The 25,390-nt window shown below is 72.1% G+C and carries 23 protein-coding genes; 13 read left to right on the top strand and 10 right to left on the bottom strand.

Going from position 1 to position 25,390, the window contains the following annotated elements:
- Positions 1-153 precede the first annotated feature (153 nt).
- The 3 genes from ACFXOM_RS23250 (at position 154) to ACFXOM_RS23260 (ending at position 1,897) form a co-directional block, all read left to right on the top strand.
- Positions 154-846, top strand: coding sequence for a DedA family protein (locus tag ACFXOM_RS23250; protein WP_384942895.1), 693 nt, complete (start codon positions 154-156; stop codon positions 844-846).
- A gap of 17 nt (positions 847-863) precedes the next feature.
- Entirely contained in the window at positions 864-1,400 is a 537-nt protein-coding gene (locus tag ACFXOM_RS23255) for a gamma carbonic anhydrase family protein (RefSeq protein WP_384942893.1), read from the top strand.
- Positions 1,401-1,723: 323 nt separating this feature from the next.
- A complete protein-coding gene (locus ACFXOM_RS23260; RefSeq protein WP_384942891.1) occupies positions 1,724-1,897 on the top strand; it encodes a CsbD family protein in 174 nt (57 codons plus the stop codon).
- A gap of 99 nt (positions 1,898-1,996) precedes the next feature.
- Here the strand turns inward: ACFXOM_RS23260 and ACFXOM_RS23265 are convergent, their stop codons facing one another.
- Entirely contained in the window at positions 1,997-3,220 is a 1,224-nt protein-coding gene (locus ACFXOM_RS23265; RefSeq protein WP_384942889.1) for an FUSC family protein, read from the bottom strand.
- A gap of 274 nt (positions 3,221-3,494) precedes the next feature.
- Here ACFXOM_RS23265 and ACFXOM_RS23270 point away from each other — a divergent pair, with 274 nt between their 5' ends.
- The gene (locus ACFXOM_RS23270; RefSeq protein ID WP_385039080.1) at positions 3,495-4,232 is read left to right on the top strand and encodes an acyltransferase; all 738 of its coding nucleotides are present in this window, start codon (positions 3,495-3,497) and stop codon (positions 4,230-4,232) included.
- Here the strand turns inward: ACFXOM_RS23270 and ACFXOM_RS23275 are convergent, their stop codons facing one another.
- Complete coding sequence (locus ACFXOM_RS23275; protein ID WP_384942885.1) at positions 4,233-5,099, bottom strand: EamA family transporter; 867 nt, start codon at positions 5,097-5,099, stop codon at positions 4,233-4,235. It abuts the gene before it with no gap.
- A gap of 93 nt (positions 5,100-5,192) precedes the next feature.
- On the opposite strand from ACFXOM_RS23275, the gene ACFXOM_RS23280 reads away from it, so the two are divergent.
- Both ACFXOM_RS23280 and ACFXOM_RS23285 read left to right on the top strand, forming a co-directional pair.
- On the top strand, positions 5,193-5,768 hold the full coding sequence (locus ACFXOM_RS23280) for a helix-turn-helix domain-containing protein (RefSeq protein WP_384942883.1): 576 nt from the start codon (positions 5,193-5,195) through the stop codon (positions 5,766-5,768).
- 51 nt (positions 5,769-5,819) lie between these two features.
- Entirely contained in the window at positions 5,820-6,377 is a 558-nt protein-coding gene (locus tag ACFXOM_RS23285; protein ID WP_384942882.1) for a YbaK/EbsC family protein, read from the top strand.
- Between the two features lie 124 nt (positions 6,378-6,501).
- Here ACFXOM_RS23285 and ACFXOM_RS23290 read toward each other — a convergent pair whose 3' ends face one another.
- Positions 6,502-6,909, bottom strand: coding sequence for a CoA-binding protein (locus ACFXOM_RS23290; protein ID WP_384948973.1), 408 nt, complete (start codon positions 6,907-6,909; stop codon positions 6,502-6,504).
- Between the two features lie 103 nt (positions 6,910-7,012).
- Here ACFXOM_RS23290 and ACFXOM_RS23295 point away from each other — a divergent pair, with 103 nt between their 5' ends.
- The 3 genes from ACFXOM_RS23295 to ACFXOM_RS23305 all read left to right on the top strand — a co-directional run bounded on the left by ACFXOM_RS23295 (position 7,013) and on the right by ACFXOM_RS23305 (position 12,237).
- Complete coding sequence (locus ACFXOM_RS23295) at positions 7,013-7,639, top strand: YigZ family protein (RefSeq protein ID WP_384942878.1); 627 nt, start codon at positions 7,013-7,015, stop codon at positions 7,637-7,639.
- Positions 7,640-7,753: 114 nt separating this feature from the next.
- Complete coding sequence (locus tag ACFXOM_RS23300) at positions 7,754-8,920, top strand: exonuclease SbcCD subunit D (protein ID WP_385039083.1); 1,167 nt, start codon at positions 7,754-7,756, stop codon at positions 8,918-8,920.
- Positions 8,917-12,237: an AAA family ATPase gene (locus ACFXOM_RS23305; protein ID WP_384942874.1), complete on the top strand. Its 3,321-nt coding sequence runs from the start codon at positions 8,917-8,919 to the stop codon at positions 12,235-12,237. Before ACFXOM_RS23300 ends, ACFXOM_RS23305 begins: the two co-directional genes overlap by 4 nt.
- A 4-nt stretch (positions 12,238-12,241) precedes the next feature.
- Here the strand turns inward: ACFXOM_RS23305 and ACFXOM_RS23310 are convergent, their stop codons facing one another.
- Positions 12,242-12,688, bottom strand: coding sequence for an Lrp/AsnC family transcriptional regulator (locus ACFXOM_RS23310; RefSeq protein WP_384942872.1), 447 nt, complete (start codon positions 12,686-12,688; stop codon positions 12,242-12,244).
- Between the two features lie 88 nt (positions 12,689-12,776).
- Between ACFXOM_RS23310 and ACFXOM_RS23315 the strand changes: the two genes are divergently transcribed.
- Positions 12,777-13,265 (top strand): rhodanese-like domain-containing protein, encoded by a 489-nt coding sequence (locus ACFXOM_RS23315; protein WP_384942897.1) that lies wholly within the window; start codon positions 12,777-12,779, stop codon positions 13,263-13,265.
- Positions 13,266-13,501: 236 nt separating this feature from the next.
- Here ACFXOM_RS23315 and ACFXOM_RS23320 read toward each other — a convergent pair whose 3' ends face one another.
- Together ACFXOM_RS23320 and ACFXOM_RS23325 are read right to left on the bottom strand one after the other, a co-directional pair.
- Positions 13,502-15,196, bottom strand: coding sequence for a DUF885 domain-containing protein (locus ACFXOM_RS23320; RefSeq protein ID WP_384942870.1), 1,695 nt, complete (start codon positions 15,194-15,196; stop codon positions 13,502-13,504).
- Between the two features lie 60 nt (positions 15,197-15,256).
- Positions 15,257-15,766, bottom strand: a complete 510-nt coding sequence (locus tag ACFXOM_RS23325; protein WP_384942869.1) for an Lrp/AsnC family transcriptional regulator — start codon at positions 15,764-15,766, stop codon at positions 15,257-15,259.
- A 60-nt stretch (positions 15,767-15,826) separates the two neighbouring features.
- Between ACFXOM_RS23325 and ACFXOM_RS23330 the strand changes: the two genes are divergently transcribed.
- Complete coding sequence (locus tag ACFXOM_RS23330; protein ID WP_384942867.1) at positions 15,827-17,053, top strand: trans-sulfuration enzyme family protein; 1,227 nt, start codon at positions 15,827-15,829, stop codon at positions 17,051-17,053.
- On the opposite strand, the gene ACFXOM_RS23335 is transcribed toward ACFXOM_RS23330, so the two are convergent.
- The 4 genes from ACFXOM_RS23335 to ACFXOM_RS23350 all read right to left on the bottom strand — a co-directional run bounded on the left by ACFXOM_RS23335 (position 16,968) and on the right by ACFXOM_RS23350 (position 23,328).
- Positions 16,968-18,404, bottom strand: coding sequence for a GNAT family N-acetyltransferase (locus tag ACFXOM_RS23335; protein ID WP_385039087.1), 1,437 nt, complete (start codon positions 18,402-18,404; stop codon positions 16,968-16,970). The genes ACFXOM_RS23330 and ACFXOM_RS23335 overlap by 86 nt on opposite strands.
- Before the next feature lie 632 nt (positions 18,405-19,036).
- Positions 19,037-21,475 (bottom strand): SpoIIE family protein phosphatase, encoded by a 2,439-nt coding sequence (locus ACFXOM_RS23340; protein ID WP_385039089.1) that lies wholly within the window; start codon positions 21,473-21,475, stop codon positions 19,037-19,039.
- Positions 21,476-21,766: 291 nt separating this feature from the next.
- Positions 21,767-22,597, bottom strand: coding sequence for an alpha/beta fold hydrolase (locus ACFXOM_RS23345; protein ID WP_385039092.1), 831 nt, complete (start codon positions 22,595-22,597; stop codon positions 21,767-21,769).
- A gap of 77 nt (positions 22,598-22,674) precedes the next feature.
- Positions 22,675-23,328, bottom strand: coding sequence for an NADPH-dependent F420 reductase (locus ACFXOM_RS23350; protein WP_384942859.1), 654 nt, complete (start codon positions 23,326-23,328; stop codon positions 22,675-22,677).
- Positions 23,329-23,463: 135 nt separating this feature from the next.
- On the opposite strand from ACFXOM_RS23350, the gene ACFXOM_RS23355 reads away from it, so the two are divergent.
- Together ACFXOM_RS23355 and ACFXOM_RS23360 are read left to right on the top strand one after the other, a co-directional pair.
- Positions 23,464-24,345 carry an RNA polymerase sigma-70 factor gene (locus ACFXOM_RS23355; RefSeq protein WP_384942857.1) on the top strand — a complete coding sequence of 294 codons (882 nt, stop codon included), beginning with the start codon at positions 23,464-23,466 and terminating at the stop codon, positions 24,343-24,345.
- A 279-nt stretch (positions 24,346-24,624) separates the two neighbouring features.
- Positions 24,625-25,338: a GntR family transcriptional regulator gene (locus ACFXOM_RS23360; RefSeq protein WP_384942855.1), complete on the top strand. Its 714-nt coding sequence runs from the start codon at positions 24,625-24,627 to the stop codon at positions 25,336-25,338.
- Positions 25,339-25,390: the final 52 nt, after the last annotated feature.

Consider the following 25,390-nt stretch of genomic DNA (forward strand, 5'->3'; position numbering starts at 1 on the left):
GTCCCGTACCGGACGACGGAGACAGCCACTTCTGCAGGTAGGCTGCCCGGGGTGCGCCGTGCACGGCGCACCCCGGGCAGCAGGCCCGATGACACGGGCCGCGCCCCATGACCACGGGCCGGGCCAGGGCCGAAGACAACGGGAGGAACCGGCTTGCACGTCCAGGAGTGGCTCCAAACCGTCCCTGCGGTGAGCATCTACGTCCTGGTGGGGGTGGTCATCGGACTCGAGAGTCTCGGCATCCCGCTACCGGGCGAGATCGTCCTCGTCAGCTCCGCGCTCCTCGCCTCGCAGCACGGGGAGATCAACCCGTGGGTCCTCGGGGCCTGTGCCAGCGCCGGAGCGATCGTCGGTGACTCGATCGGCTACGCCATCGGCCGCAAGGGCGGCCGTCCGCTGCTGGCCTGGTGCGGTGAGAAGTTCCCCAAGCACTTCAGCGAAGCCAACATCGCCACGGCTGAGCGGTCCTTCGAGAGATGGGGCATGTGGGCCGTCTTCTTCGGCCGCTTCGTCGCCCTGTTGCGGATCTTCGCCGGGCCCCTGGCCGGTGTGCTGCGCATGCCGTACTGGAAGTTCCTCACCGCCAACGTCTTCGGCGGGATCCTCTGGGCGGGCGGGACCACCGCCGTGATCTACTCGGTCGGCGTGGTCGCCGAAGCCTGGCTCAAGCGTTTCTCCTGGCTGGGACTCGTCGCCGCGGTGTTGTTCGGCCTCACCTCGATGCTGGTCCTGAAGAGCCGCGCCAAGAAGGCCGCCGCGCGCAGTGCGGCGGCCGACGGCCCTCCCGCGTCCGGCGGTGAAGGGGCGGCGCCGACCGTGCCCACGGGTGCGGCACCGAAGAAGTGACGATGGAGGAGAGGGCGATGGCGGAGCGCGAACGGGCACTGGTCTCCGGGGTGGGCGGCAAGGAGCCGCGGATCGCTCCCGGCGCTTTCACCGCACCGACGTCGGTGGTGATCGGCGACGTGACCATGGCGGCGGGTTCCAGCGTCTGGTACCACGCCGTGTTGCGCGCCGACTGCGGCCCGATCGTCCTCGGCGCTGACACCAACATCCAGGACAACTGCACCGTGCACGTGGATCCGGGTTTCCCGGTGACCGTGGGCGAGCGCGTTTCCGTCGGTCACAACGCCGTCCTCCACGGCTGCACCGTCGAGGACGACGTGCTCGTGGGCATGGGCGCGACCGTCCTCAACGGCGCCCACATCGGTGCGGGTTCCCTCATCGCGGCGCAGGCCCTCGTGCCCCAGGGGATGCGCGTGCCGCCCGGCTCCCTGGTCGCGGGCGTCCCGGCCAAGGTCAAGCGGGAGCTGACTGACGAGGAACGCGAAGGCGTCAAGCTCAACGCCCTCATGTACCTGGAGCTGGCGAAGGGACACCAGGCGGCGCTCGGGGGCTGAACGGCGTGCTGGCGAGGGGGGAGTCGTAGCCCTGGAGGGGCCGTGCACGCCGGTCCGGGAAAGGCTGTCGCCATGGCCACCCCAAGGAACCTCCCCCTGACGGGCCCGCGCCCGTGCCCGCCGGTCCCCGCCCCGTACCGCGCGACCCCCAGCCGCAGGGGCCGGTTCCGGAGCCCGCGCCGCTGCCCGACCCCGAGCCGGGATCCCGTCCGCTGCCCGAGCCACTCGACTGACCTCGCACCCACCGTCACCGATTGCGGACGCTGAGTGGTCGTCGCAAGGTGGATACGCCAGTCCACCCCACACCGAAAGGGACGACCGTCATGGGCAAGGCAAAGGCCAAGGCCAAGCAGGTCAAGGGCAAGATGAAGGAATCCGCCGGCAGGGCCATGGGCGACCAGGGCATGCAGGCCGAGGGCCGCGGTGAGCAGATGATGGGCAAGACGCACGAGGCGGCGGAGGACGCGGCCGAACGGATGAAGAAGTCCGGACGGTAAGTCCCAGCGCGGGCCCGGCCCGCACCCCGGGCGGCCGCACCTGCGCAGAGCCGGTGCGGCCGCCCCGGCGCGTCCGCTTCGCGCACCTCCCCCCAGCTCTCATGCCCCTTCCCCGCCGCTCCGCATGCTGTGCCGGACGCGGCGCTTCAGGTCGACGAGCCATTTGTGCCCTGCCCGCATCTCGCGGGAGTGACGGTCCAGCTCCTCGATCAGTCGTTCGGACCGCTTCTCGATGTCGAGCTCGTCGAGGATGCGGTCGGCCTCGGCCAGCAGCGCCCCGTGGAGCTGCCAGTGCTCCTGGTCGTCGCGGATGCCGTCGAGCAGGAGCCGGGCCACCCGGTCGCGGCACTCCCGGCCCGCGGTGAGCTCCGCCGCGAGGCGGGACTCCGCCTCGTCGGCATTCGTGCTCGCTTCCGTGGTGATCAGTACGGCAAAGGCGCCGATCGCCGCCGACAGGTGGGCGAAGAGCTCCTGCAACGCCGGGGTCACGTGCGGTGGGAAGAGCGTCCCTGACGTCCGTGTCTTGGCGAGGTCGGTCAGCGTGCGGCAGGACACCCGGAGGATGACCGCCGAGATCTCCAGGGCGTCCAGCCCGGTCCGCAGAACGAGCCGTGACAACAGAGGTTCCTTGACCCGCGGGTTCAGCCGCAGGCTGTCCTCGGCCTGCCGCAGTGCGGCGTCCACCTGTACGACGTCGTGGTCGAGGCGCCGGGCCTCGTGGAGCCGTGCCGCGGCCCGCGCCACCGGGGTGTGTTCCCCGAGCTCGTCGGCGATGTGCGACAGCAGGTACTGCATCCGGCGGGACAAGTCCGTGATCGCCGCGCTGGCATCGCTCACCCATACGGGCGGTACGAAGAGAACGTTGAACATCAGGCCGACGACGGCGCCGATCAGGGTCTCCAGGACGCGGTCCCAGGCGGTCTGTGTCACCTGGGTCACGCCGAGCACGAGCATGGCGCTGATCGCCACCTCGGGCACGAACTCGCCCACCTTCACGAACCTGCCGATCACCAGCGACGCCAGGATGACCAGGCCCAGGCTCCACCAGCTCAGCCCCACCAGGGCGCTGAAGCCGATCGCGATGAGTACGCCCGCCACCACCGAGTTCACCCGTCGGATGCCCGTGGTGAGGGTCGAGTACAGCGTGACCTGGACTACGAGCAGCGCGGTCAGCGGTGCGGTGAGGGGTGCCGGCTCGTCGCTGAGTTGGAGGGCGACCACGTACGAGATGACTGCGGCGGCGGTGGAACGCACGGTCTGCACGACGGCCGGTTCCCGGTGGCGCCGTACGAGGTCGCGCAGTGGCTCGGTGGCTTCGGGCACCCTTCTCCCTTCCCCGTCGCCACGGGTCGCGAAGTCCCTCGCGCCCGAGACTCACCCGGGCGCGCGTCGACCCGCCATTCCACGCTCCCGCGATCCGGGGTGTGAGAGGCCCGAGGCCACGCGCCCGCGGGGTCACCCGCCCTGGCTGTGGTCCCGTCAGGGGGGCTTCGGGCGGAGCGCGTTGGGCCTTTGGCCCCCGTCCGTGGCAGCCGTGGGGCGAACGTCACAGCTGCCCGGTCGGATCGTCGGTGACCCGGCCGACTACCGTGTGCGAGTGCCGAAGAACCGAAACACGTTCTCCTCCCTGACCGCCTGGCGGCGCCGGGTCCTCGCCCGTGCCGTGCACCGGGGCTGGCGCTGGGTGCAGGACGCGGGCGCCGTCACGGCGCAGCAGCCCGGGCCCCTGCGCTTCCGCCGGATCGGCACGGGAACGCGGCTCGCGTTTCCCCAGGGAACCGTGTTCGGTGAGGCCTGGATCGAGCTCGGGGACCACTGCATCATCGGCGAGCAGGTGACGCTGACCGCGGGCATGATGCCGGACCTCGACCTCGGTCCCGACCCGATCCTCACGCTCGGCGACGGGGTCGTGCTCGGACGCGGCAGTCACGTCATCGCCGACACGTCGGTGACCATCGGGTCGGACACCTACTGCGGTCCGTACGTCTACATCACGTCGACCAACCACAGCTACGACGACCCGGACACCCCCGTGGGCAAGCAGTGGCCCCGAGCGGAGCCCGTGGAGATCGGCCCCGGCTGCTGGCTGGGCACGGGAGCCGTGGTCCTGCCGGGCGCGCGGCTCGGACGCAACGTGGTGGTCGCGGCCGGCGCCGTCGTCCGCGGTGAGGTGCCCGACCGCGCGGTGGTCGCCGGGGCCCCCGCCAGGATCGTGCGCAGCTGGGATCCGGAGAAGGGCTGGCAACCGCCGCTACGGACGCCCGCCCCGGTGCCGATCCCGGACGGCGTCACCCCGGAGCAACTCGTGGCGCTCGCCGACCTCGAGGAGGGCTGATCAGCCGCTGGCCAGCAACACGGTGCCGACGAGGGCGAGGCCGGCGCCCGCGGCCTGGACGCTGCGCAGCCGCTCCTTGAGGACGCCGCGCGCGGCCAGCGCCGTCACCACGGGGTAGAGCGAGGCCAGCACTGCCGCGACCGTCACCGGACCGTACTGCGCCGCGATGGCGTACGTCCCGTTGGCGGCGACGTCGGCCAGTCCCACGAAGGCGAGGGCCGGGAGGGAGCTCCGGACGACCCGCAGCCCGCCGTCCTCCGGTAGCGCTCGTCCGCCCCGCCTGACCGAGACGTACAGCGCTCCGCCGCCCACGACCACGTTCGTGACGCGCTGGACGAACAGGGCCAGGAAGAGGCCGGTGACCGTGGTCGCGGACTCGGCGATCAGTGCCATCACGGAACCGAACCCGAGCGCCGCCAGCAGGGTGAGCAGGATCGCCTGCCGCTGCACGGGCGCTCCGCGCAGCTCGGGCCCGCCCGCGAGCAGCACGCCGACCACGGCCACGCCGATCCCGGCGAACTGCAGCACCCCCGGCCGCTCGCCGACGACCAGTCCGACGGAGACGGGCACGACCACGCCCAGCGAGCCGAGCGGAGAAACCACCCCCATCGGACCGAGGGCGAGCGCCTTGTAGAAGCTCAGCATCGCCACGGGGCCGACGACGCCGGCAGCCACCGCGTACCAGAGCCGGGGGCCTGCCTCCGCCAGGGCACCGGTCGCGACCACGATCGCACCGAGCACGGCCACCGCGATCGTCTGCGAGACCACCACGACCGTCAGCGCGGGCATGCGTCGGGTGAGCAGTCCGCCGCCGAAGTCGGCCAGCCCCCAGAGCAAGCTGGTGGACAGGGCGAACAGCACGGTCATGGAGGGCCTCGCAGTACAGTTTGGTGAACGATCGGGTGCACCTCACCGTAGTTCAATAGATTGAACTATGTCATCAAAAATATTGGACGGAATGTGTCGGACCTCGACCAGCTCACGCAGTCGCTCGCCCGTAACCTCAAGCGTTGGCGCAGCGAGCGGGGCTTCACGCTCGACGCACTCGCTGCCCGCTCCGGGGTGAGTCGAGGCATGATCATCCAGATCGAGCAGGCCCGGACCAACCCGAGCGTCGGGACGACGGTGAAGCTCGCCGACGCGCTCGGCGTGAGCATCACCACGCTCCTCGACTACGAGCAGGGGGCGGAGGTCCGGCTCGTACCCCCGCAGCAGGCGGTCCGCATGTGGTCGACGCCGGGCGGCAGCTCCACCACGCTCCTGGTGGACGCCGATGCCCGCGGCCCCTTCGAGCTCTGGGCCTGGACGCTGATGCCGGGGGAGGAAAGCGCCTCGGACCCGCACCCCGACGGCACCACCGAACTCCTCCACGTCACCGAGGGCGAACTCACCCTCGTCGTGGACGGGGAGGAGTACGCGGTACCGGCGGGGACCTCGGCGAGCTACGAGGCCAACGTTCCGCACGTCTACCGCAACGCGGGGACCGAGACGGTCCGCGCGACCATGGCGGTCTCCGTCCCGTCAGCTCCTCGCTGACGGCGCACGCCCACCCCGCCCGCCGCGGTCTGCCGCTGCTAGCGTGGCGACATGCGCGCTCCCATCGGACGATTCGACGACGCGAGGCCCGCCCCGGAATGCCTCGATCTGCTGACGACACCCGTCGCGGAGGCGGTGCGCGCCTGGAGCGGGGACGTCCCCGCCCGGGAGTTGCTCTACGTCGACACCGACCCGGAGATCGCCGACACCGCCGTCTTCGTCGAGCACTACGGGGTCGAACTGCTCGACCAATCGGCCAACTGCGTCGTCGTGGCCGGGAAGCGCGGCGGGGAGATGACCCTCGCCGGCTGCCTCGTCCTGTCCCGGACCCGGGTCGACGTCAACGGCGCCGTGCGCAAGGAACTCGGAGCCCGCAAGGCCTCGTTCGCCTCGATGGAGACGGCCACCGGCGAGACCGGCATGGAATACGGCGGCATCACCCCGATCGGACTCCCCGCGGGCTGGCCGCTGCTCGTGGACACCGCCGTGGTGGACACCGAATGGGTCCTCATCGGCAGCGGCCGACGGCGCGGCAAGCTGATCGTGCCGGGCAAGGTCTTCGCCGGGCTACCGGGCGCGGTCGTACGCCAAGGGCTCGCCACCCTCTGAACCGGAACGCTTCCCTACCCGTCATCCCCTTGGCCGGGCACCGGGGCGGCGCCGCGCGGGCCGCGGTGCCGTCTCTCGCCCCAGCCCGGACATCGTCCACGTGACGTACGCACCGCCGTCGCCGTCAGTCGAGCAGGGGGATCTCGATCGCCGGGCAGCGGTCCATGACCATGTCCAGTCCTGCCGCGCGGGTCCGCTCGTACGCGGCTTCGTCGATGACGCCGAGTTGGAACCACACGGCCTTGGCGCCCTTGGCCACGGCCTCGTCGGCGATCGCGCCCGCGTGTTCGCTGTTGACGAAGACGTCCACCACGTCGACGTCGAAGGGCACGGCGTCGAGGGAGGGGTAGCCCCGTTCCCCGTGTACCTCCTCGGCCTTCGGGTGCACCGGTACGATGCGCTTGCCGTATCGCTGCAGCACCTTCGCCACTCCGTAGGCGGCACGCCGTTCGTTCGAGGAGAGACCGACGATCGCCCATGTATCGCCGAGTTCGTTGAGGATCTTGCGGACGGTGTCTGTCTCGCTGTGCACGCTGTACCTCCCGGTGGCCGGATGTTCGCGATGGGGGGAACGACCTCCGGCCGCGGGCCATTCCCGTGTGCCGGCCGCCCTCGCCGCGGCATAGGCTGGCGGGATGCAGGAGCAGTACCGGACGGTGGCCCGACAGGGCGTGCACGAGACCGAGGTCAATCGGTCGCGCTTCATCTGCGCGCTCGCCCCCGCAGCGACCGAGCAGGAGGCCCAGGAGTTCGTCGCCCGCGTCCGCAAGGAGCACCCGACCGCCACGCACAACTGCTTCGCCTACGTCATCGGGGCGGACGCCGCGGTGCAGAAGGCGAGCGACGACGGGGAGCCCGGTGGCACGGCCGGTGTGCCGATGCTCCAGATGCTGCTGCGACGGGACGTCCGTTACGCCGTGGCCGTGGTCACCCGCTACTACGGCGGGGTCAAGCTTGGTGCCGGCGGGCTGATCAGGGCCTACGGGGGAGCGGTCGGCGAGGCGCTGGACGCCGTCGGAACCCTCACCCGGCAGCGGTTCAGGCTGGCCACCGTGACCGTCGACCACCAGCGGGCGGGCAAGTTGGAGAACGATCTGCGCGCGACCGGTCGGACGGTACGCGGCGTGCGGTACGGCGAGGCCGTGACGATCGACGTCGGGCTCCCCGACGCGGAGGTCGGTGCGTTCCGGGCGTGGCTCGCGGACGCGACCGCGGGAACGGCGCTGGTGGAGCTGGGCGGAGAAGCGTACGGGGACGTCTGAGGCCGCCCGAGTGGGTCCGGCAAGGACCGCTCGGAGAACGGATGATTCGGGCTTGTCGGGGCAAATTTCTGTGCCTGTGCGTGATGTCAGACCCCACCGATAGTCTCGGGGATCATGAGATTCCTGCACACGTCGGACTGGCACCTGGGGCGTTCGTTCCACCGGGTGAGCCTCCTCGACGCCCAGGCGGCCTTCCTTGACCACCTGGTGGCGACGGCGCGTGAGCGCGACGTGGACGCGTTGCTGGTCGCGGGAGACGTCTACGACCGGGCCATCCCGCCGCTGGCCGCCGTGGAACTCTTCGACGACGTGCTGCACCGCCTCGCCGACGCGGGCGTCCCGACGGTGTTGATCTCCGGCAATCACGACTCGGCGCGCCGCCTCGGTGTCGGCGCCGGACTCATCGAGCGGGCGGGGATCCACCTGCGGACCGACCCCGCCGGCTGCGGGACACCGGTGGTGCTCGCCGACGAGCACGGTGACGTCGCGTTCTACGGGCTGCCGTATCTGGAGCCGGCCCTGGTGCGGGACCGGTTCCGGGTGGAGAAGGCCCGCCACGCGGCCGTGCTCGGTGCCGCGATGGAGCGGGTGCGGGCCGACCTCGCGGAGCGCGCACCGGGCACCCGCTCCGTCGTCCTCGCGCACGCCTTCGTGGCGGGGGGCGAGCCGAGCGACAGCGAACGGGACATCACCGTCGGCGGGATCGCCGCCGTCCCCGCCAGGACCTTCGACGGCGTCGACTACGTGGCGCTCGGGCACCTCCACGGCTGTCAGACCATCACGGACCGGGTGCGCTACTCCGGTTCGCCGCTGGCCTACTCCTTCTCCGAGTCCGGCCACCGCAAGAGCACGTGGCTCGTCGACCTCGGTCCGGGCGGCGAGGTCGCGGCCGAGAGGATCGACTGTCCGGTGCCGCGACCGCTCGCCCGGATCCGGGGCACGCTCGAAGAGCTGCTGGCGGAACCGTCGCTGCAGCGGCACGAGCAGTCGTGGGCGGAGGCGACGCTCACCGATCCGGTGCGCCCCGCCGATCCGATGGCGCGACTCACCGAACGCTTCCCGCACACCCTGAGCCTGGTCTTCGCGCCGGAACGGACCGAGGGAGACGTCCTCGCCTCGTACGCCGCGCGGCTCCGCGACCGGGATGACCACCAGATCGCGGAGGACTTCGTGGCGCACGTGCGCGGCGGTGCCGGACCTGACGAACGGGAGCGTGAGGTGCTGCGCGGCGCCTTCGACGACGTACGTGTGGCGGCGGCGGTGCACGAGGTGACCGGATGAGGCTGCACCGGCTGGCCGTGACGGCCTTCGGGCCCTTCGGCGGGCGGCAGGACGTCGACTTCGACGCGCTCTCGGCCGGCGGGCTGTTCCTGCTGCACGGCCCGACCGGCGCGGGCAAGACCTCCGTCCTCGACGCGGTGTGCTTCGCCCTGTACGGGGCCGTGCCGGGGGCTCGCCAGAGTCCGGCCGCATCCCTGCGCAGCGACCACGCCGCGACCAGTACGTTCACCGAGGTCAGCCTGGAACTCACCGTGAGCGGGCGGCGATTGGAGATCACCCGCCGACCGGCCCAGCCGCGGCCCAAGAAGAAGGGCAAGGGCTTCACCACCGAGAAGGCGCAGAGTTGGCTGCGGGAGTTCGACCCCGTACACCGCGAGTGGCAGGCGCTGAGCCGCTCCCACCAGGAGATCGGCGAGGAGATCACCGAGCTGGTCGGCATGAGTCGCGACCAGTTCTGCCAGGTCGTGCTGCTGCCGCAGGGCGACTTCGCGCGGTTCCTGCGGGCGGACGCCGAGGCGCGCGCCAAGCTGCTCGGCCGCCTCTTCGACACCCGCCGCTTCGCGGCCGTCGAGGAGCGGCTCGGGGAGCTGCGGCGTGCCGCGGAGCAGCAGGTACGGGAGGGGGACGAGCGGCTGTTGGCCGTCGTCCACCGGATGGTCCAGGCCGCCGGGCCGGTGGCGGAGGAACACCCGGCCCCGGACGGCCGGCCGGGGGAGCCGGGGCTCACCGACGCCGTCCTGGAATGGGCGGCCGTGGTGCGGACGGGGGCCCGGGAGTTCCTGGACGTCGCCGACAGCGCGGCCTCCGCCGCCGAGGGCCGTCGTGAAGCTGCCGGACACGCCCTCGACCTCCAGCGGGAACGGGCCGCGCTTCAGCACCGGTACGCCGACGCACGGCGCCGCGCCGAGGAGTCGGAGACTCGGCGCCCGGAGCGTGACCGGGCGCAGGACCTGTTGGACCGGGCGCGCCAGGCGGAACTGGTGGGTCCCGCACTGCGGTTCCACGAGGACGCCGACCGCGAGCACCGGGCAGCGGTCGCCCTCTGCGGGGAACTGCGGGCGGACCTACCGGCGGCGCTCGCCGAGGCGGGCGCCGAGCAGCTCGCAGCCTTGGAGCGCGGGCTCCGCACGGACCTCGGCGGTCTCGACGCGGCCCGCCGGGCCGAGCGCCGCTGCGCCGAGCTGGCGGGCGAGCGAGCCGACGTGGACCGCCAGGGGCGCGAGGACGACGTGATCCTCCGGGACACGGAGGGCTGGCTGGCCGGCTGGGAGGCTCTGCGTCGCGCACTCAAGGACCGCATCGACGCCGCCCAGGACGCCGCCACCCGCGCCGAGAACCTCGCGGGGCGCCTGCCTCCCGCCCGCCGGCGGGCCGACGCCGCCGCGGAACGGGACCGCCTCGTGGACCGCGCCGCAACCACCGAGGACGAGTTGCGTCGCGCCCGCGACCGCGCCGGTAGCGCCCGCGACGACTGGCTCGACCTCAAGGAGCGCCGCCTGCGCGGCATCGCCGCGGAGCTGGCGGCCGGTCTGCTGCCGGGCGAGCCCTGCGCCGTGTGCGGTTCCGTCGAGCACCCCTCGCCCGCGGAGGCGGACGACTCCCACGTGGACCGCGCGCGGGAGGACGCGGCGTACGAGGCGTACACCCTGGCGGACGCGGTACGTGCCGACGCCGAGCGCGAACTGGCCGTCGTCCACGAGGCGTTCACCGCGGCCCGCCGGGCCGCGAAGGAGGAGCCGGCGACGCGGGTGTCCGAGGCACTGCTGCTCGCCGACGGCGCACAGCAGCAGGCCCCCCGGGGCACGGCGCCGACCCTGCGCACCCCGGCCGACCTCGGTGGCGCTGCACCAGCCGCGCCCGCCGCAGCGCCCGTCGCGGGCAGCAGTTCGACGGCCACAGCGACCGGCGGCGCCGAAGGTGACGGCGTGCTGCGGGGCCCGTCCGTCCCGGGCCAGGCAAGCCCTCCGGACGACGCGCTGCCGCACGGAACGGGACTGTCGCAGCAGCTCGGCGGGCCCCGGTCGTTCTCCCTCGGCGCCGACGATCCGGACGCCCGGGACCTGGCCGCTGCCGTCGCCCGGTTGGAGCAGGAGCACGCGCAGGCCCATGCCCGGGCGTCGGGTATGCACGCCGCGCGCGAGGAGCTGCAGCAGGCCGAACGCGAGCACGAGGAACGGATCGCCGCACGGCAGGAGGCCGAGCGGCGCGTGGCGGCACGAACGTCGCATCGGGAGGCGCTCGACCGGGAGCAGGCCCTGCTGGAGGCGGAGGTGGCGCGCGTCGTCGGTGACGCGGGCAGTGTCGGCGAGCGCGCGATCGTGCTGGAGCGCCGCATCGAACTGCTCGCCGCGGCCGCCGAGGCGGTGCGGACCGCCGAATCGACAGCCGAGCGGCTCAAGGAAGCAGACGGCCGGCTCGCGGACGCGGTGTCCCGGGCTGGGTTCGACACCCCTTCCGCGGCGGCTGCCGCGCTCCTGAGCGAGGCCGAGCAGAGCGCTCTGCGGCACGAGATCGACGCCTGGCAGGCGGAGGCGGCCGCGGTTGCCGACCGGCTGGCCGAGCCGGACACCCGGGCGGCCGCCGGGCAGGCGCCCGCCGACCCCGCCACAGCGGAGCACGCCCACGACGCCGCCGAGCGCACGCTTCGCGATGCCACGGCCGGGCTCGCCGCCGCACACGACCGGTGCGCCCAGCTCGGCCGTCTCTCCCGGCAGGCCCTTGCGGAAGCACGCCGGCTCGGCCCCCTCAGGGACGCATACGACCGGGTGGCACGGCTCGCCGGGCTCACCGCCGGCACCTCGTCCGAGAACGACCGCAGGATGCGCCTCGAGTCGTACGTCCTCGCCGCCCGCCTCGAACAGGTCGCCGCCGCAGCGACCGCGCGGCTGCAGCGGATGTCGTCCGGCCGTTACACCCTGGTCCACTCGGACGCCCGGGCCGGTGGCAAGCGTTCCGGGCTCGGCCTCCACGTCGTCGACGCCTGGACGGGACGGGAGCGGGACACGGCGACGCTCTCGGGCGGTGAGACCTTCTTCGCCTCGCTGGCCCTCGCCCTCGGCCTCGCCGACGTGGTCACCGAGGAGGCGGGTGGCGTGCGGCTGGACACCCTCTTCATCGACGAGGGTTTCGGCAGCCTCGACGACCAGACACTGGACGAGGTGCTCGACGTGCTCGACGCACTGCGGGAACGCGACCGGAGCGTGGGCATCGTGAGCCATGTCGCCGATCTGCGGCGCCGCATCCCGGCCCAGTTGGAAGTGGTCAAGGAGCGGCACGGATCAGCGGTACGGCTGCGTGCGGCACCGCTCGGTGGGTGAGTCGTCAGCGGCCGATCGCCCTTCGGGGAAGCGGCGAGGAGTACACGACGCTCGTCGTCACCGACCCGAGCGTGCCGATCTTGCCAGAGACCTCCTCGAGGTGGCTCATCGAGCGTGCGGCGACCTTCAGCACGAAACAGTCGTCGCCCGTCACGTGGTGTGCCTCGAGGATCTCCGGCGTCGCATCCAGGAGGTCGTGGAAGGGCTTGTAGTTCCCGTTCGGATAGCGCAGGCGGACGAACGCGAGGATCGGTAGCCCGAGGCGCTCCGGTTCGACGACCGCGGTGTAGCCGGAGATCACGCCTGCCTCCTCCAACCTGCGGACCCGCTCGGTCACGGCACTGGGAGACATGGCGACGGTCCGCGCCAACTCGGTGAAACTGGCCCGGCCCTGACGCTGGAGGGCCTCCAGGATGCGCCAGTCTGTGGCGTCCGGTGAATATCCCGTCATGCTGGAGGCTTAGCAGGGAATTCCACGGTGGAACAAGAGGTATGCCGGGAGATATTCCTTCATCGGGGCGATCGGCGACCGTAGATTCCTGGTCATGACAGTTCCCCGCATCGCCACCAACCCGGTCCTCACCGTTCCACCGGCTGCCCCGGCCGTGGCCGCAGATCACTTCTCCGCGAGTCTGGCCTTCCGTACGGACGTCTCCGACGTCGCCGCCTCGCTCGCCGCCGGGGGCGACCCCGGCTTCATCGTGGTCGACTCCCGTTCCACGGATTCCTGGGACCAGGGGCACGTCCCCGGCGCGCTCCACCTGCCCACGTCCCTCATCCCCGAACGGGCGGAGCGGTTGCTCGACCGGTCCGTGCCGGTCGTCACCTACTGCTGGGGGCCGGGCTGCAACGGCGGCGCACGGGCGGCCCTCGCCCTCGCCCGACTCGGCTACCAGGTCAAGGAGATGCTCGGCGGCTTTGAGTACTGGGTGCGTGAGGGCTTCGCGTACGACACCGGCGATGGCCGCGAGCAGCGCGCACCGGATGCCCTGACCACTCCGGTCGGTGCGGGGGAGTGCGGCTGCTGACCCCGACCGGCAGGTACCCCGACCGTGAGGACGGCGCGACGGCGCGAGGGCGGGGCCCGCGTGCGCCGGCACGCGGGCCACCGTTTCGGCAGTGTGCAGAGCACCCGGGACGTCGAGGCCGCAGCGGGGCAACCGTCCGGTCCCGTGCCGCTGTTCCCCCCGCTCCCCGGTCCGGGGCGTACGGACCGACCGCCCGGCGGTCCGTCTGGCCGGAGGCTCACCTCGGGCCCCCGGCATCACAGCTTCGACAGCTCGTCGACCAGGTCGTCCAGCCCCAGCGGTCCCTGTGACAGCGCCGCCATGTGCCAGGCCTTCGCGTCGAACGCATCACCGTGCGCCGCCTTCGCCTTCTCCCGTCCGAGCAGCCAGGCGCGCTCGCCGAGCTTGTAGCCGATCGCCTGCGCCGGCACGGACAGGTACCGGGTCAGCTCACTCGTGACGAAGTCGGCGGGCCGTCCGCTGTGGCGCCCGAAGAACTCCTGCGCGAGTGCCGGGGTCCACCGCTCGCCCGGGTGGAACGGCGACTCCGCCGGGATCTCCAGCTCCAGGTGCATGCCGATGTCGACGATGACCCTGCAGGCCCGCATCATCTGGGCGTCCAGGTACCCGAGCCGGCGCTCGGGGTCGGGCAGGAAGCCCAGCTCGTCCATGAGCCGCTCGGCGTACAGCGCCCAGCCCTCCGCGTTGGCACTGACACCGCCGATGCTGGCCTGGTAGCGGGAGAGCTGGTCGGCGACGTGCGCCCACTGGGCGATCTGCAGGTGGTGGCCCGGTACCCCCTCGTGGTACCAGGTGGACACCAGGTCGTACACCGGGAACCGGGTCTCGCCCATGGTTGGCAGCCAGGTCCTGCCCGGGCGGGAGAAGTCCTCGGACGGCCCGGTGTAGTACGGGGCGGCGGCGCTGCCTGCGGGAGCGATGTGCGACTCCACCACACGGACCCGCTCGGCGAGTTCGAAGTGCGTACCGTCGAGTGCGTCGATCGCCTCGTCCATCAGCTTCTGCAGCCACACGCGGACTTCCTCGACGCCTTCGATGTGGGCACCGTGCTCGTCCAGGTGGGCCAGCGCCTCCCAGGGACCGGCACCGGGGAGGATCTTGTCGGCCTCGGCCTTCATTTCCTTGAGCAGGCGGTGGTACTCGGCCCAGCCGTACGCGTATGCCTCGTCGAGGTCGAGCTCGGTGCCGTTGAAGTAGCGGACCCAGCGGGCGTACCTCTCGCGCCCGACCGTGTCCTGTGCCTCCGCCACGGCCGGGGCGTAGACGTCGCGCATCCAGTCGCGCAGGGCCGTGATGGCCTCCGTGGCGGTGTGGGCGGCGCTGTCGAGCTCCGCGCGCAGCTCGTCCGGTCCCGGCCCGACGAACTCCTCGAACCAACTGCGTCCGTCCTCCGCCTCGGCCCCCGACCACTGGTCGAGCTGGCCGATGAACGCCGCGGTGGCGCGGGGGCCGCCGGGCAGCCCTCGCTGGAGTCCGAGGGCGAGGGACTCGCGGTAGCCGTCCAGCGCCGCCGGCACGGCACGCAGACGCTCGGCGACCGCCGACCAGTCGGCCTTCGACGCGGTCGGCATCACCGTGAAGACGGTACGCACCGAATGGACGGGGGAGCGCATGTTGCTCACGGTGCGCAGCCCCTCCTCGGCCTCGTGCACGGCCAGTTCGGCCGTGAGCCGCTCGCGCAGCAGGCGCCCGCAGCGCCGTTCCGCGTCCGAGCCGGCTCCGGGCAGCTTCTCCGCTTCGTCGAGCCGTGCGAGGGTGGCCCGGGCGAGTTCGGCCACGGCCTCCTGGCCGGCGGGGGAGAAGTCGGGGAGGCGGGGCGCGCTCTGGGGGACTCCCAGGTACGTACCGGTGATCGGATCGAGGGCGATGAGTGCGTCGACGTAGGCGTCGGCGACCTGGCGGGGCAGCGCGCTGCTCGGTGTCTCTGGCATGCGCTCATCCTGATACGAGCCAGGGGCCTCCGTCACCACCGGTCGCTCTCGGTGAGGACCTCAGTCGGCTGACAAGTGATTGTGCGCGGCGGGTTCCTGGGTCGGCGGCAGGAGGGGCCCGCACTCCCAGTGCTGGAAGATCAGTCGGGTCTCCACACGGGCGACTTCGCGCCGTGAGGTGAACTCGTCGAGTACCAGTCGCTGCAGATCGGCCGCGTCACAGACGGCCACGTGCACCAGATAGTCGTCCGGACCGGTCAGGTGGAACAGTGCACGTGACTCGGGAAGGGCCCGGATGCGTTCCACGAACGGCCCGATCAGTTCCCTCCGGTGGGGACGGACCTGGACGGAGAGGAGCGCCTCGAGGCCCCGTCCGAGTTTGGCCGGATCGAGTCGCAACTGATGCCCGAGGATCACCCCGCTGCGCCGTAGTCGGCCCACCCGGTCGAGGCACGTCGAGGGTGCGACGCCGACCTCTGCGGCCACCTCGCGGTAGGTCGTCCGGGCGTCGTTCTGCAAAACGCGCAGTATGTGGAGATCCACCGTGTCCAGTGCGACTGATTCAGCCATGGCCCGAACATAACACGGCGTATTGTCGCTACTCTCCGGTAATTGTTCAGAGTGCGGCCCATGGACAACGCCTCCTCGACCGCCCACACCGCCATGAGCAGGGCGCTCGCCACCGAAGCCGTGCACGCCGGCCGCGAAGACCTCGTGGAGATGGGCCTGCACGCTGCCCCCATCGACCTGTCGACGACCTACCCGTCGTACGACGTGGCGGCCGAGGCCGCACGCATCGATGCCTTCGCCGCGACCGGTGCCCGGCTCGACGGGCCGCCCGTCTACGCCCGGCTCGACAACCCCACGACCGCCCGGTTCGAGACCGCCCTGGCCAGTCTGGAAGGCACGGACAGTGCGGTCGCCTTCGCCAGCGGCATGGCGGCCCTGACCGCGGTGCTGCTGGTCAGGGCCTCGATGGGGCTGCGCCACGTGGTGGCGGTCCGGCCACTGTACGGCTGCAGCGACCATCTGCTGGAGAGCGGGCTCCTCGGTACCGAGGTCACCTGGACCGACCCGGCGGGCGTCGCTGCGGCCATCCGTCCGGACACCGGTCTCGTCATGGTGGAGACGCCGGCCAACCCGACGCTCGCCGAGACCGACATCAAGGCGCTCGCCCACTCCTGCGGCGAGGTGCCGCTGCTCGTCGACAGCACCTTCGCCACTCCGGTACTGCAGCGACCCGTGGAGCACGGCGCCCGGATCGTGCTGCACAGTGCGACGAAGTACCTCGGCGGTCACGGGGACGTGATGGGTGGCGTGGTGGCCTGCGACGAGGAGTTCGCGGCGGCGCTGCGGCAGGTGAGGTTCGCCACCGGCGGCGTGCTGCACCCGATGGCCGGTTACCTGCTGCTGCGGGGGCTGTCCACGCTTCCGGTGCGGGTCCGGGCGGCCTCGGCGACTGCCGCCGAACTCGCCGCTCGACTCGCCGACGATCCGCGCGTCGCCCGGGTCCACTACCCGTCGGTCGGCGGTGCGATGGTCGCGTTCGAGGTGCACGGCGACCCGCGTGACGTGATCTCCGGGGTGCGGTTGATCACGCCCGCGGTGAGCCTCGGCAGCGTCGACAGCCTCATCCAGCACCCCGCCTCCATCAGCCACCGCATCGTGGAGGAGGGGGACCGGCACGCCGCGGGCGTCAGCGACCGACTGCTGCGGATGTCGGTCGGCCTGGAGGACGTCGAGGACCTGTGGGCCGATCTGAGCGAGGCACTCAGCGGCCGTCGCGGCGCTGCTCGGCACGCTCGTGAGGAAGTGGGTGCGGCAGCTCGTACGGAAGGTGGGACCGCACCGGCGTAGTGTCCAGTCGGGCGGTGATCACCAAGGTGCCCTCCTCGATCTGGTAGTCGAGCGGGAGGCCGAGACCGCGCATGGCCGCGACCATGCCCGTGTTGGACGCCTGCGTGACGGCGTACACGCTCTCGCATCCCGCCTCGGCTGCCATGGCCACCAGGCGGCCGAGCAACTCGGAGCCGATGCCCCGCCGCTGCCACTGGTCCTCGACGAGGAGTGCCACCTCGGTCTCGTCGCCGTCCCAGAGCAGATGGCCGAGGGCGACGATCCGGCCGGAAGCCGTCTGGACGGCCAGGGTGCGGCCGAACCGAGGGCTGAGCAGGTGGTTCAGATACCGGTCGGCGTCACCGACCGGGCCGTGGTAGCGCAGGCCCAGAGTGCGCGCAGAGCAGCGGTCGTGCATGGCGCGGGCAGCACGGAGGTCGCTCTGGTCCGCCCGTCGCACCGTGATCTCGTTGCCTTCGGGGAGCGTGAGCACGTCCTGGCTGCGCGGGACGCGCGGGCCGAGGCGCGCGTCGAGTTCGACGAGCGCACTGGCCCGGGCGAACTCGGTCGGTGTGAACGGCAGGTAGGGGCGCTCGATGATGATGGTTCCGTCGTTGGGGTCGCGCAGGCGCATCGTGCTCCCGTCCAGCACTCCCTCGACGGGGGCGGGCTCCGTCGGCCGGCCGGCCAGGGATTCGGCGGGCAGCGAACGGATCGTGCATCGACCGAGCAGCTGGCGCAGGGCGAGTGGAAGTTCCGCGGCGTCGAGCGCGGTGCGCGTGGCGAGGCCGAGCAGACGGGTCGGTGTGTCGACGAGGTCGTGTGCGTCGGCGCGTTCGATCCAGGTACTGGTGCCGCCCGCCGCCGAGACCTCCCGGGTGATCTGCTGGGCCTGCAGCTCGACGGGCGCCCGCAGCAGGAACTCGTCGACGGTCCCGTCGGCGAGCGGATGCGTCTGCAGGGTGAGGATGTCCACGTGGTGGCGCGCCAGCGCCGTGCAGAGCGCGGCGAGGGTGCCCGGCTCGTCCCGTACCGTCGTGCGCATCCGCCACAACGACGTTTCGCGCGGGACGGTCCCTCCGGGCGTGCCGGACGAACGGGCGGTCCCGGAGCGGGCGGCTCCGGGACCGCCGGTATCGGCGATCGGGGGCGCATGGCTGTGGCGGCGCGCCCACCAGGTGTGGAACGTGGCAGTGGCGACCAGGGCGATGGCCGAGGCGATCAGTAGATACGGCCCGTCGGGGCCGTGGGCGATGGTGTTCGCCAGGGCATCGGCGACGGCCACGGCGGTGAAGAGGGCTGCCAGCTCGATGAGGTCACGCCGCCAGTGGTGCTGGCGGCGGGCGTTGCGCGCAGGGGTCACGTCAGTCATGGCATCACTGTGGCCGAGCGGTGTTGCGTGATCACGAACGCTTTGTGACTGGCTGGTTAAGGCCGGTTCTATGGGTTTATTCGCTCTTTCTTGCAATTCGTGTCCTGGGTTGATCGTGGCTGGGGCGTGATGTGGTCGGCACTCGCTGGGACTGTCCACGCGGTCCCGGACGGTCCCGACCCGCTCGGTCGTCTCCGCCCGCATGAGGGGTACCCCGCGATACGACCCGCCCACGGGAGCCCTGACGGCGCGTCGGCGCCGGCGGCAGCGGTCTCGTGCTGGGTCGCAGCCAAGCCCGCCACGGCAGTTGGGAAGCACGGTGCCGAGCCGCGACCACGTCGTCGCGAGCACCGTGCACGGCGGTGACCGGGTAGGGGTGGCCGGCCGACCGTGCTTCACCGTACAGAGCGTGTGGAATTGGGCAAGGTCGCGTCCCGGCCGTTCCGCTGCAGGCGGGCCGGAGCCCGGCAGCCGAAGCCGCGGAAGCCGCGGAAGCCACCCGGTGCGCGGCGGGCCGCCGGGCGGACGAGAGCACTCCGCCAACCGGCCATCCCGGCGCCTGGGATCACGACGCGCACGGGAGCCCCCGCGACGTGGTGGGCGCCGGCGTGCACCGGAGGGGGCCGGGGTGCCTATGCGTGCAACGCCTGTTCCGTCCAGATGGACTTTCCGCTGTCGCTGTACCGGGTCCCCCAACGCTGCACGAGCTGGGCGACGATGAACAGTCCGCGTCCGCCCTCGTCGTCGTCCGCGCTGTGGCGCAGGTGGGGGGCGGTGTGCCCGGTGTCCTCCACCTCGCACACCAGCGTCCGGTCGTGGATCAGCCGGAGGTGGAGCGGCCCCGACGCGTGCTTGACCGCATTGGTCACCAGCTCGCTCGCGATCAACTCGGTGGAGAAGACGAGCTGCTGCAGTTCCCAGTCGCCCAATTGCCCGGCGACCAGCTCCCGCGCGCGTCCCGCGGCGACGGGCTCTGCCGGAAGGTCCCAGGCGGCGACCCTGCTGGTGTCCAACTCCCGGGTACGGACCAGGAGGAGCGCGGTGTCATCGGTGGTCGTGCCACCGGGGAGGAGCTCGGAGATCACGCGGTCGCACAGTTCGTCCAGGGACCGTACGTCCTCGCTGAGGACCGACTCCAGGGCCTTCAGCCCCTTGTCGATGTCGCGGTCGCGGGTTTCCACCAGACCGTCGGTGAACAGGGCGACCAGGCTCCCCACGGGCAGTTCGATGTCGACGGACTCGAACGGTAGTCCTCCCAGGCCCAGCGGGGGACCGGCCGGCAGGTGCGGGAAGCTGACCCGTCCGCCAGGTTCCACGACCGCGGGCGGCAAGTGGCCGGCGCGCGCCATGGTGCAGTGCCGCGAAACGGGGTCGTACACCGCGTAGAGGCACGTGGCCCCTGCCGCTACGTCGCCGCCCTCCAGCTCGTCGGGGCGTTCGGAGCCGTCGGAAGCCGACTGGCCGACGAGGTCGTCGAGCCGCATGAGGAGTTCGTCGGGAGGGACGTCCATCGGCGCGAGGGCGCGCACCGTCGTCCGCAGGCGTCCCATGGTGGCGGCAGCGTGCAGCCCGTGCCCCACCACGTCCCCGACGACCAGCCCGACGCGCGTTCCTGACAGCGGGATCACGTCGAACCAGTCGCCGCCGACGCCGCCCAGTGCGTCGGTGGGGAGGTAGCGGTGAGCGAAGTCCACGGCGGAACTCGGCTGCAGGTGCTGCGGCATGAGCTGCCGCTGCAGGGTCAAGGCGGCGGCGCGCTCGCGCGTGAAGCGACGCGCGTTGTCCACGGACACCGCTGCGCGGGCGACCAACTCGTCGGCGACGGCGACCGCGCCACTGTCGAATACGCCCGCCCCGGGACCCCGCACGAAGGTGACGAGGCCGAGGGAGCTGCCCCCGGCGCGCAGCGGCACGACCAGCGTGTCGTCCTCCAGGACGAGACCGCCCGAGGCGAGACAGCGGTGCTGGGGCGAACCGTTCGGGTACTCCACCCGGCGCGCCGGCCGGCTGCGGCCGGCCGCGTCGTCCGGCGCGCGATCGTGGCCCGCCGTGCCGGGGGTCGGGGCCGAGCGGGAGGACGTGCGCATCAGCTCGGTCCCCACCAGGCCCCCAGCGCCCGGCAGCTCTCCGTCGAGCACCGCCGCGGCGAGGTCGACGTCGACCAGGGTCGCGAACTCCGGCACGGCCACCTCGGCCAGCTCGTCGGCGGTGAGCACCACGTCCAGCGTGCTTCCGACCCGGCGCCCGGCTTCGACCAGCAGGCTCAGCTGCCGCTGTGCTTCGTAGCGGTCGGAGATGTCGAACGCGTCCTCGCACACTCCGAAGACCTGCCCGTCCAGATCCTGCAGCCGGTAGTAGGAGCAGGACCAGACGTGCTCCCTGCCCGGGTCGCTGGGCTGCTCCCCGCGGAAGTGCAGGTCGAGGAAGGGCTCTCCGGTCTCCAGCACCTGGCGCATGACCTCGTGCAGGCCCTGCGGGTAGCCCGGGGTGACGAATTCACCGCCGGGGTACAGGGCCTCCGCGAACTGCCCCTGCACGTCGTCCAGGGGGCGGCCGAGCTCCATCTCGGACACGGCGTTGCACCAGACGAGCCGGAAGTCGGTGTCGTAGATGGCCAGCCCCACGGGGGACTGCGTCGCCAGCCCGTGCAGCATGGACAGCTGGGTCTCCCATGCCCGCAGGCGCTCCCGGTCGGCGGCCACGACCACCCTGTCCGCCGCCCCGGTTCCGGACAGGCGACAGACCGTGGTGACGAGCTGCAGACGGTGACCGTCCCGGTGCACGGCCTCGCAGAGCCCGCGTTCCGGGAACGGGGCCACCGGCTCACCCCCGGCCCGTTCGACAGTATGCGTCCCCTCCGCGGAGAAGAGCAGGGTGTCGATCGGCTTCCCGACGACTTCGGCGGGGTGGTACCCGAGGAGTTCCTGCGCGCGGGGACTCCAACCGACGACCGTGTCCCGGCCGTCGAGCACGAGGGTCGCGGCCTTCGTGACGTCCAGCGGGCCACGGAAGTCGGCTTCCCCGGTCGCCTTCTTCGCGTAGCTCATGGCGCCCTCACCGGCCTGGTCCATCACGTCCAGAATCCGCCCGATGCACCCCGTGCGCAAAACCGTCGCACCGAGCGCGCGCCTCCGGCGAGCGTGCGCAGAACGGCTGCGCCGGACCGCATTCCTCCTCCAGGCACATCTGACCGCGTCCGTCGTCCCCGGAAGACCGGACGCCCCCACGACACGGGCACCACTCTCCGTTCCCGCGGCCGCGCTCGGCGTGCCCGTGGGGACCACGGGCCGCGGCGGGCCGACCGGGAATCGTCGCACCCCAGGCGACGGGCGCTGATCCGCCCGCCGCCGCCGCTGCTCGCGTCAGCTGCTGCCGTCGAGGATGACCCGCGCGACGAGCGCCGGGTCGTCGTTCATCGGCACGTGACCGCAACCGGGCAGCCGCACGAGCCGGGCCCCGGGGATGACGTGCTTGGCGCGCACGCCCTGTCGGCGCAGCAGCAAACGGTCGCTGCTGCCCCAGGCCACGGTCACCGGCAGGTCCGGGAGGTCGGTGGAGAAGAGCACCTCCCGGCCCGCGTGGAGCGTCCGGTGGAAGCCGGTGGCGTCACGGAGCGCCAGCGTCTCGGCCACGACGGCCTCGGGCGAGCGCCGCCCAGGCCGTGCGTAGATTGTGCTCGTCAGGGCGGCCCGACCGACGGCCGTCCGGGACAGCCGGTCGACCACCGCCGGGGGCAGGGTGCTCGCACCCCGGTGCATCGCGCGCAGCGCCCCGAACGCGTAGCGGCGCTCGCCCTCGGTCCAGAACCCGGCGGGGGAGAGCGCCGTCACGGAACGCACGAGCTTCTCGCGGCCCATCGCCAGCGCGAGCAACCCGCCCAGGGAGTTGCCGGCGACGTGCGGCCGTTCCACGTCGAGTGCCGCACAGAGGGCGCCGAGCGCGGGGACGACCGTCGCGAGGTCGTAGGACATCCCGGCGGGCAGGGCCGGGGACCTGCCGAAGCCGGGCAGGTCGACCGCGATCACCTCGCGTTCCGGAGCGAGCAGAGGGAGGACCGGTTCCCACGCCTGCCAGTGGTGCCCGATGCCGTGGAGCAGCAGGAGCGGTTCCCCTGAACCACGCCGCACGTACTCCACCGACATGTCGTGGCTCCCCGTGGGGGACTCGAACGTGAACGAGACCTGCGAAGCCATGCTGTTCCCCTGACCGTGACGTAGACGCTTTGTCAGCAACAATTACCGACCAGTAGCACCCAGTTCAAGAGGGTGGCTCAATGTCCTCGGCGGACCTCGAAGTTGAATGCGCCGTCACCGAACTTCTGGAAGAGCGTGAACCACAACGGCAGCAGCATTTCCACCGCCCGGGACGCCTCGATGCCGCCGAGGTCGAGTACCCGCGTCGGCGGCCAGCCGAGCTCGGCCAACAGCGCTCGAGCCTGCGCCTTGGCGGCGTCGTCGTTGCCGCACACGTAGACCTGGTGCTCTCCCGGGACGCTCGCAGGGTCCACCATCACCGCGCAGTTGACCGTGTTGAGGGACTTCACGACGTGTGCCCGCGGGAAGGCCCGTTGGATCTGCTCGCCGACGCTGTCAGATTCGACGGGCGACAGCCGCAGCCGGCCTTCCTCGAACGCCAGGGGGTTCGACACGTCGATCAGCAGCTTGTCCGCGAGCGCATCTTCCCCCGCGGACGCGAGGGCGGACAGGGTCACCCGCCCACCGACCGCCGAGATCACCGCGTCGCCGAACGCCGCGGCCTCGGCGAACGTTCCGCAGTCCGCCCCCTGCCCGGCGGCAGCCGCCCAAGCGAGGGCCCTGGGGTTCTCGCGGTCCCTGGAACCCATCCGCACCTCGTGCCCCAGCTTCACGAGCGCGTCCGCCAGCGTCCGCCCGACATCGCCCGTACCCAGCACCCCGTACCGCACGCCGACCTCCCGGTCCTCGCCGCCGCCGACCGGCGGGCCACCCCCACATTCTGCGCGCCACCCGCACCTCGATGTGCTCAGCGACGCACCGGGTCCGCCTGGACAACCGCCGACGGCCTGAGATGGGATGGAGCCGTGGCCACCGATTCCGCGACGGACGTCTTCGAAGCCCACCGGCCCGTACTCACCGGAGTGGCGTACCGCATGCTGGGGCGGTTCGCCGACGCCGAGGACGTGGTGCAGGAGGCGTGGCTGCGCTGGGCCGCCGATGACCGCGCAGATGTTCGCGAGCCCCGTGGGTACCTCGTGAGGGTCACGACGCGGCTCGCCATCGACCGGTTGCGGCAGGTGCAGTCGCGACGCGAGTCCTACGTGGGCCCCTGGCTGCCGGAGCCCGTCGCGACCGACTTCGACCGCACCGTGCCCGACGCAGCCGAGCGGACGGAGCTCGCGGAGTCGGTGTCGCTCGCCGTGCTCGTCGTGCTCGAGTCGCTCTCGCCGCTTGAGCGGGCGGTGTTCGTGCTGCGGGAAGCCTTCGGATTCCCGTACGGAGAGATCGCCACCACTCTCGATCGGAGTGAGGCCGCCGTGCGGCAGCTCGCCGGGAGGGCTCGGCGCCATGTCGACGAACGGAAACCGCGGTTCGACGTCGACCCCGACCAACGCCGCGACCTGACCGAGCGGTTCCTCGCCGCCGCGGCGGGTGGCGACCTCGACACCCTGCTCGGCCTGCTCGCCCCGGACGTGCGCCTGGTCGGCGACAGTGGTGGGAAGGCGAAGGCGCCGCTGCGCGTGCTGGAGACCTCCGACAAGGTCGGCCGCTTCCTGTTCGCCGTGGCCAAGGTCCCCGTAGCCGATGCCGAGTTCAGGCTCACGGAGCTCAACGGAGGGCCGGCCCTGGTGGTCTTCTCCGGAGGGACGCCCGACGCCGTGGTCCAGATCGACGTCCGGGACGGCCGGATCCAGTGCGTCTACATCGTCCGCAACCCCGACAAGCTCATCGCGCTGAAGCCCTGAGCGGCCCCGACGAGCAGGCATCCCGGGCTCCCGGGGGGCCGGATCACCCGAATCCGGGCCTCGCGCCGGGTGCTGTGCGCCCCTCGCCGCGAGAGGAACACCCTGTGAACACCGAGTGACGCAGAGTCGCTCCCGTGTGCCCGGGGCCGCACGATTGGTCTTGACCAAGGGGGTGGTCCGCCCTATGGTCGCAGGGATAGTGCAAGGACCTTTCATAAACAAGGTTCACGAACAAGGGCTCGGAACGTCGCCGGGGGCACGGTGATCGCGGAGGACAGGGTGGGGACCACGCAGCCGGACACGGCACCGGAGCCGAAGTACTGGCACCTCAAGACGGTGATCAGCGAGGCACTCGACGCGGACTTCTCCGTCGGTGAGATCCTGCCCAACGAGCGGCAGCTGGCCGCCCGCTTCGGGGTCGCCCGGGCAACCCTCCGCCAGGCGCTCGAACAACTGGAGCTGGAGGGAAGGCTGCAGCGTCGACGCGGCGTCGGCACCACCGTCGCACCCCCGCGCATGGGCGTCGACGTCTCCACCTCGTCGCACGACATGCCCGGTGCCCCCGGGGACCCCTGGGAGCCCGTCAACTGCACGACGGCCGTACCGCCCGCCGCCGTTGCCCGGGCGCTGGACACGGACGACGACGCACCCGTCCACGTCGTACGCCGCATGCTCGTCACCCACGGCCAGCCCGTCGCCGCCGAACTGCTCTACGTACCGCCGGCCTCCGTGCCCGCGGTCGCCGTCGAGGCTCCCGACGGCGCGGCGCGTGCCCGTGGCCTGCTGCGCGAGATCCAGCGCCTGGCCCCGCAGAGCAACGACCGGGCCGTGGAGCTCGGTTCCGCCCGCGCCGACGACGCGAAGGAACTGGACCGTCTCCCCGGTGCCCCCGTCCTGGTCGTCACGACCCGCTACTGCGCGCAAGGCCGCACCACCATGGTGTCCGTGGCGACGTACCGCGCGGACACCTGCCGGCTGACCTTCGGCGACTGACGGGGTCGCGCGGGGCGACGACGGGCTCGGCGCCGCTCGCCCCCGGCCGCAG

Source organism: Streptomyces sp. NPDC059169 (assembly GCF_042755225.1).
Classification (GTDB): Bacteria; Actinomycetota; Actinomycetes; order Streptomycetales; family Streptomycetaceae; genus Streptomyces.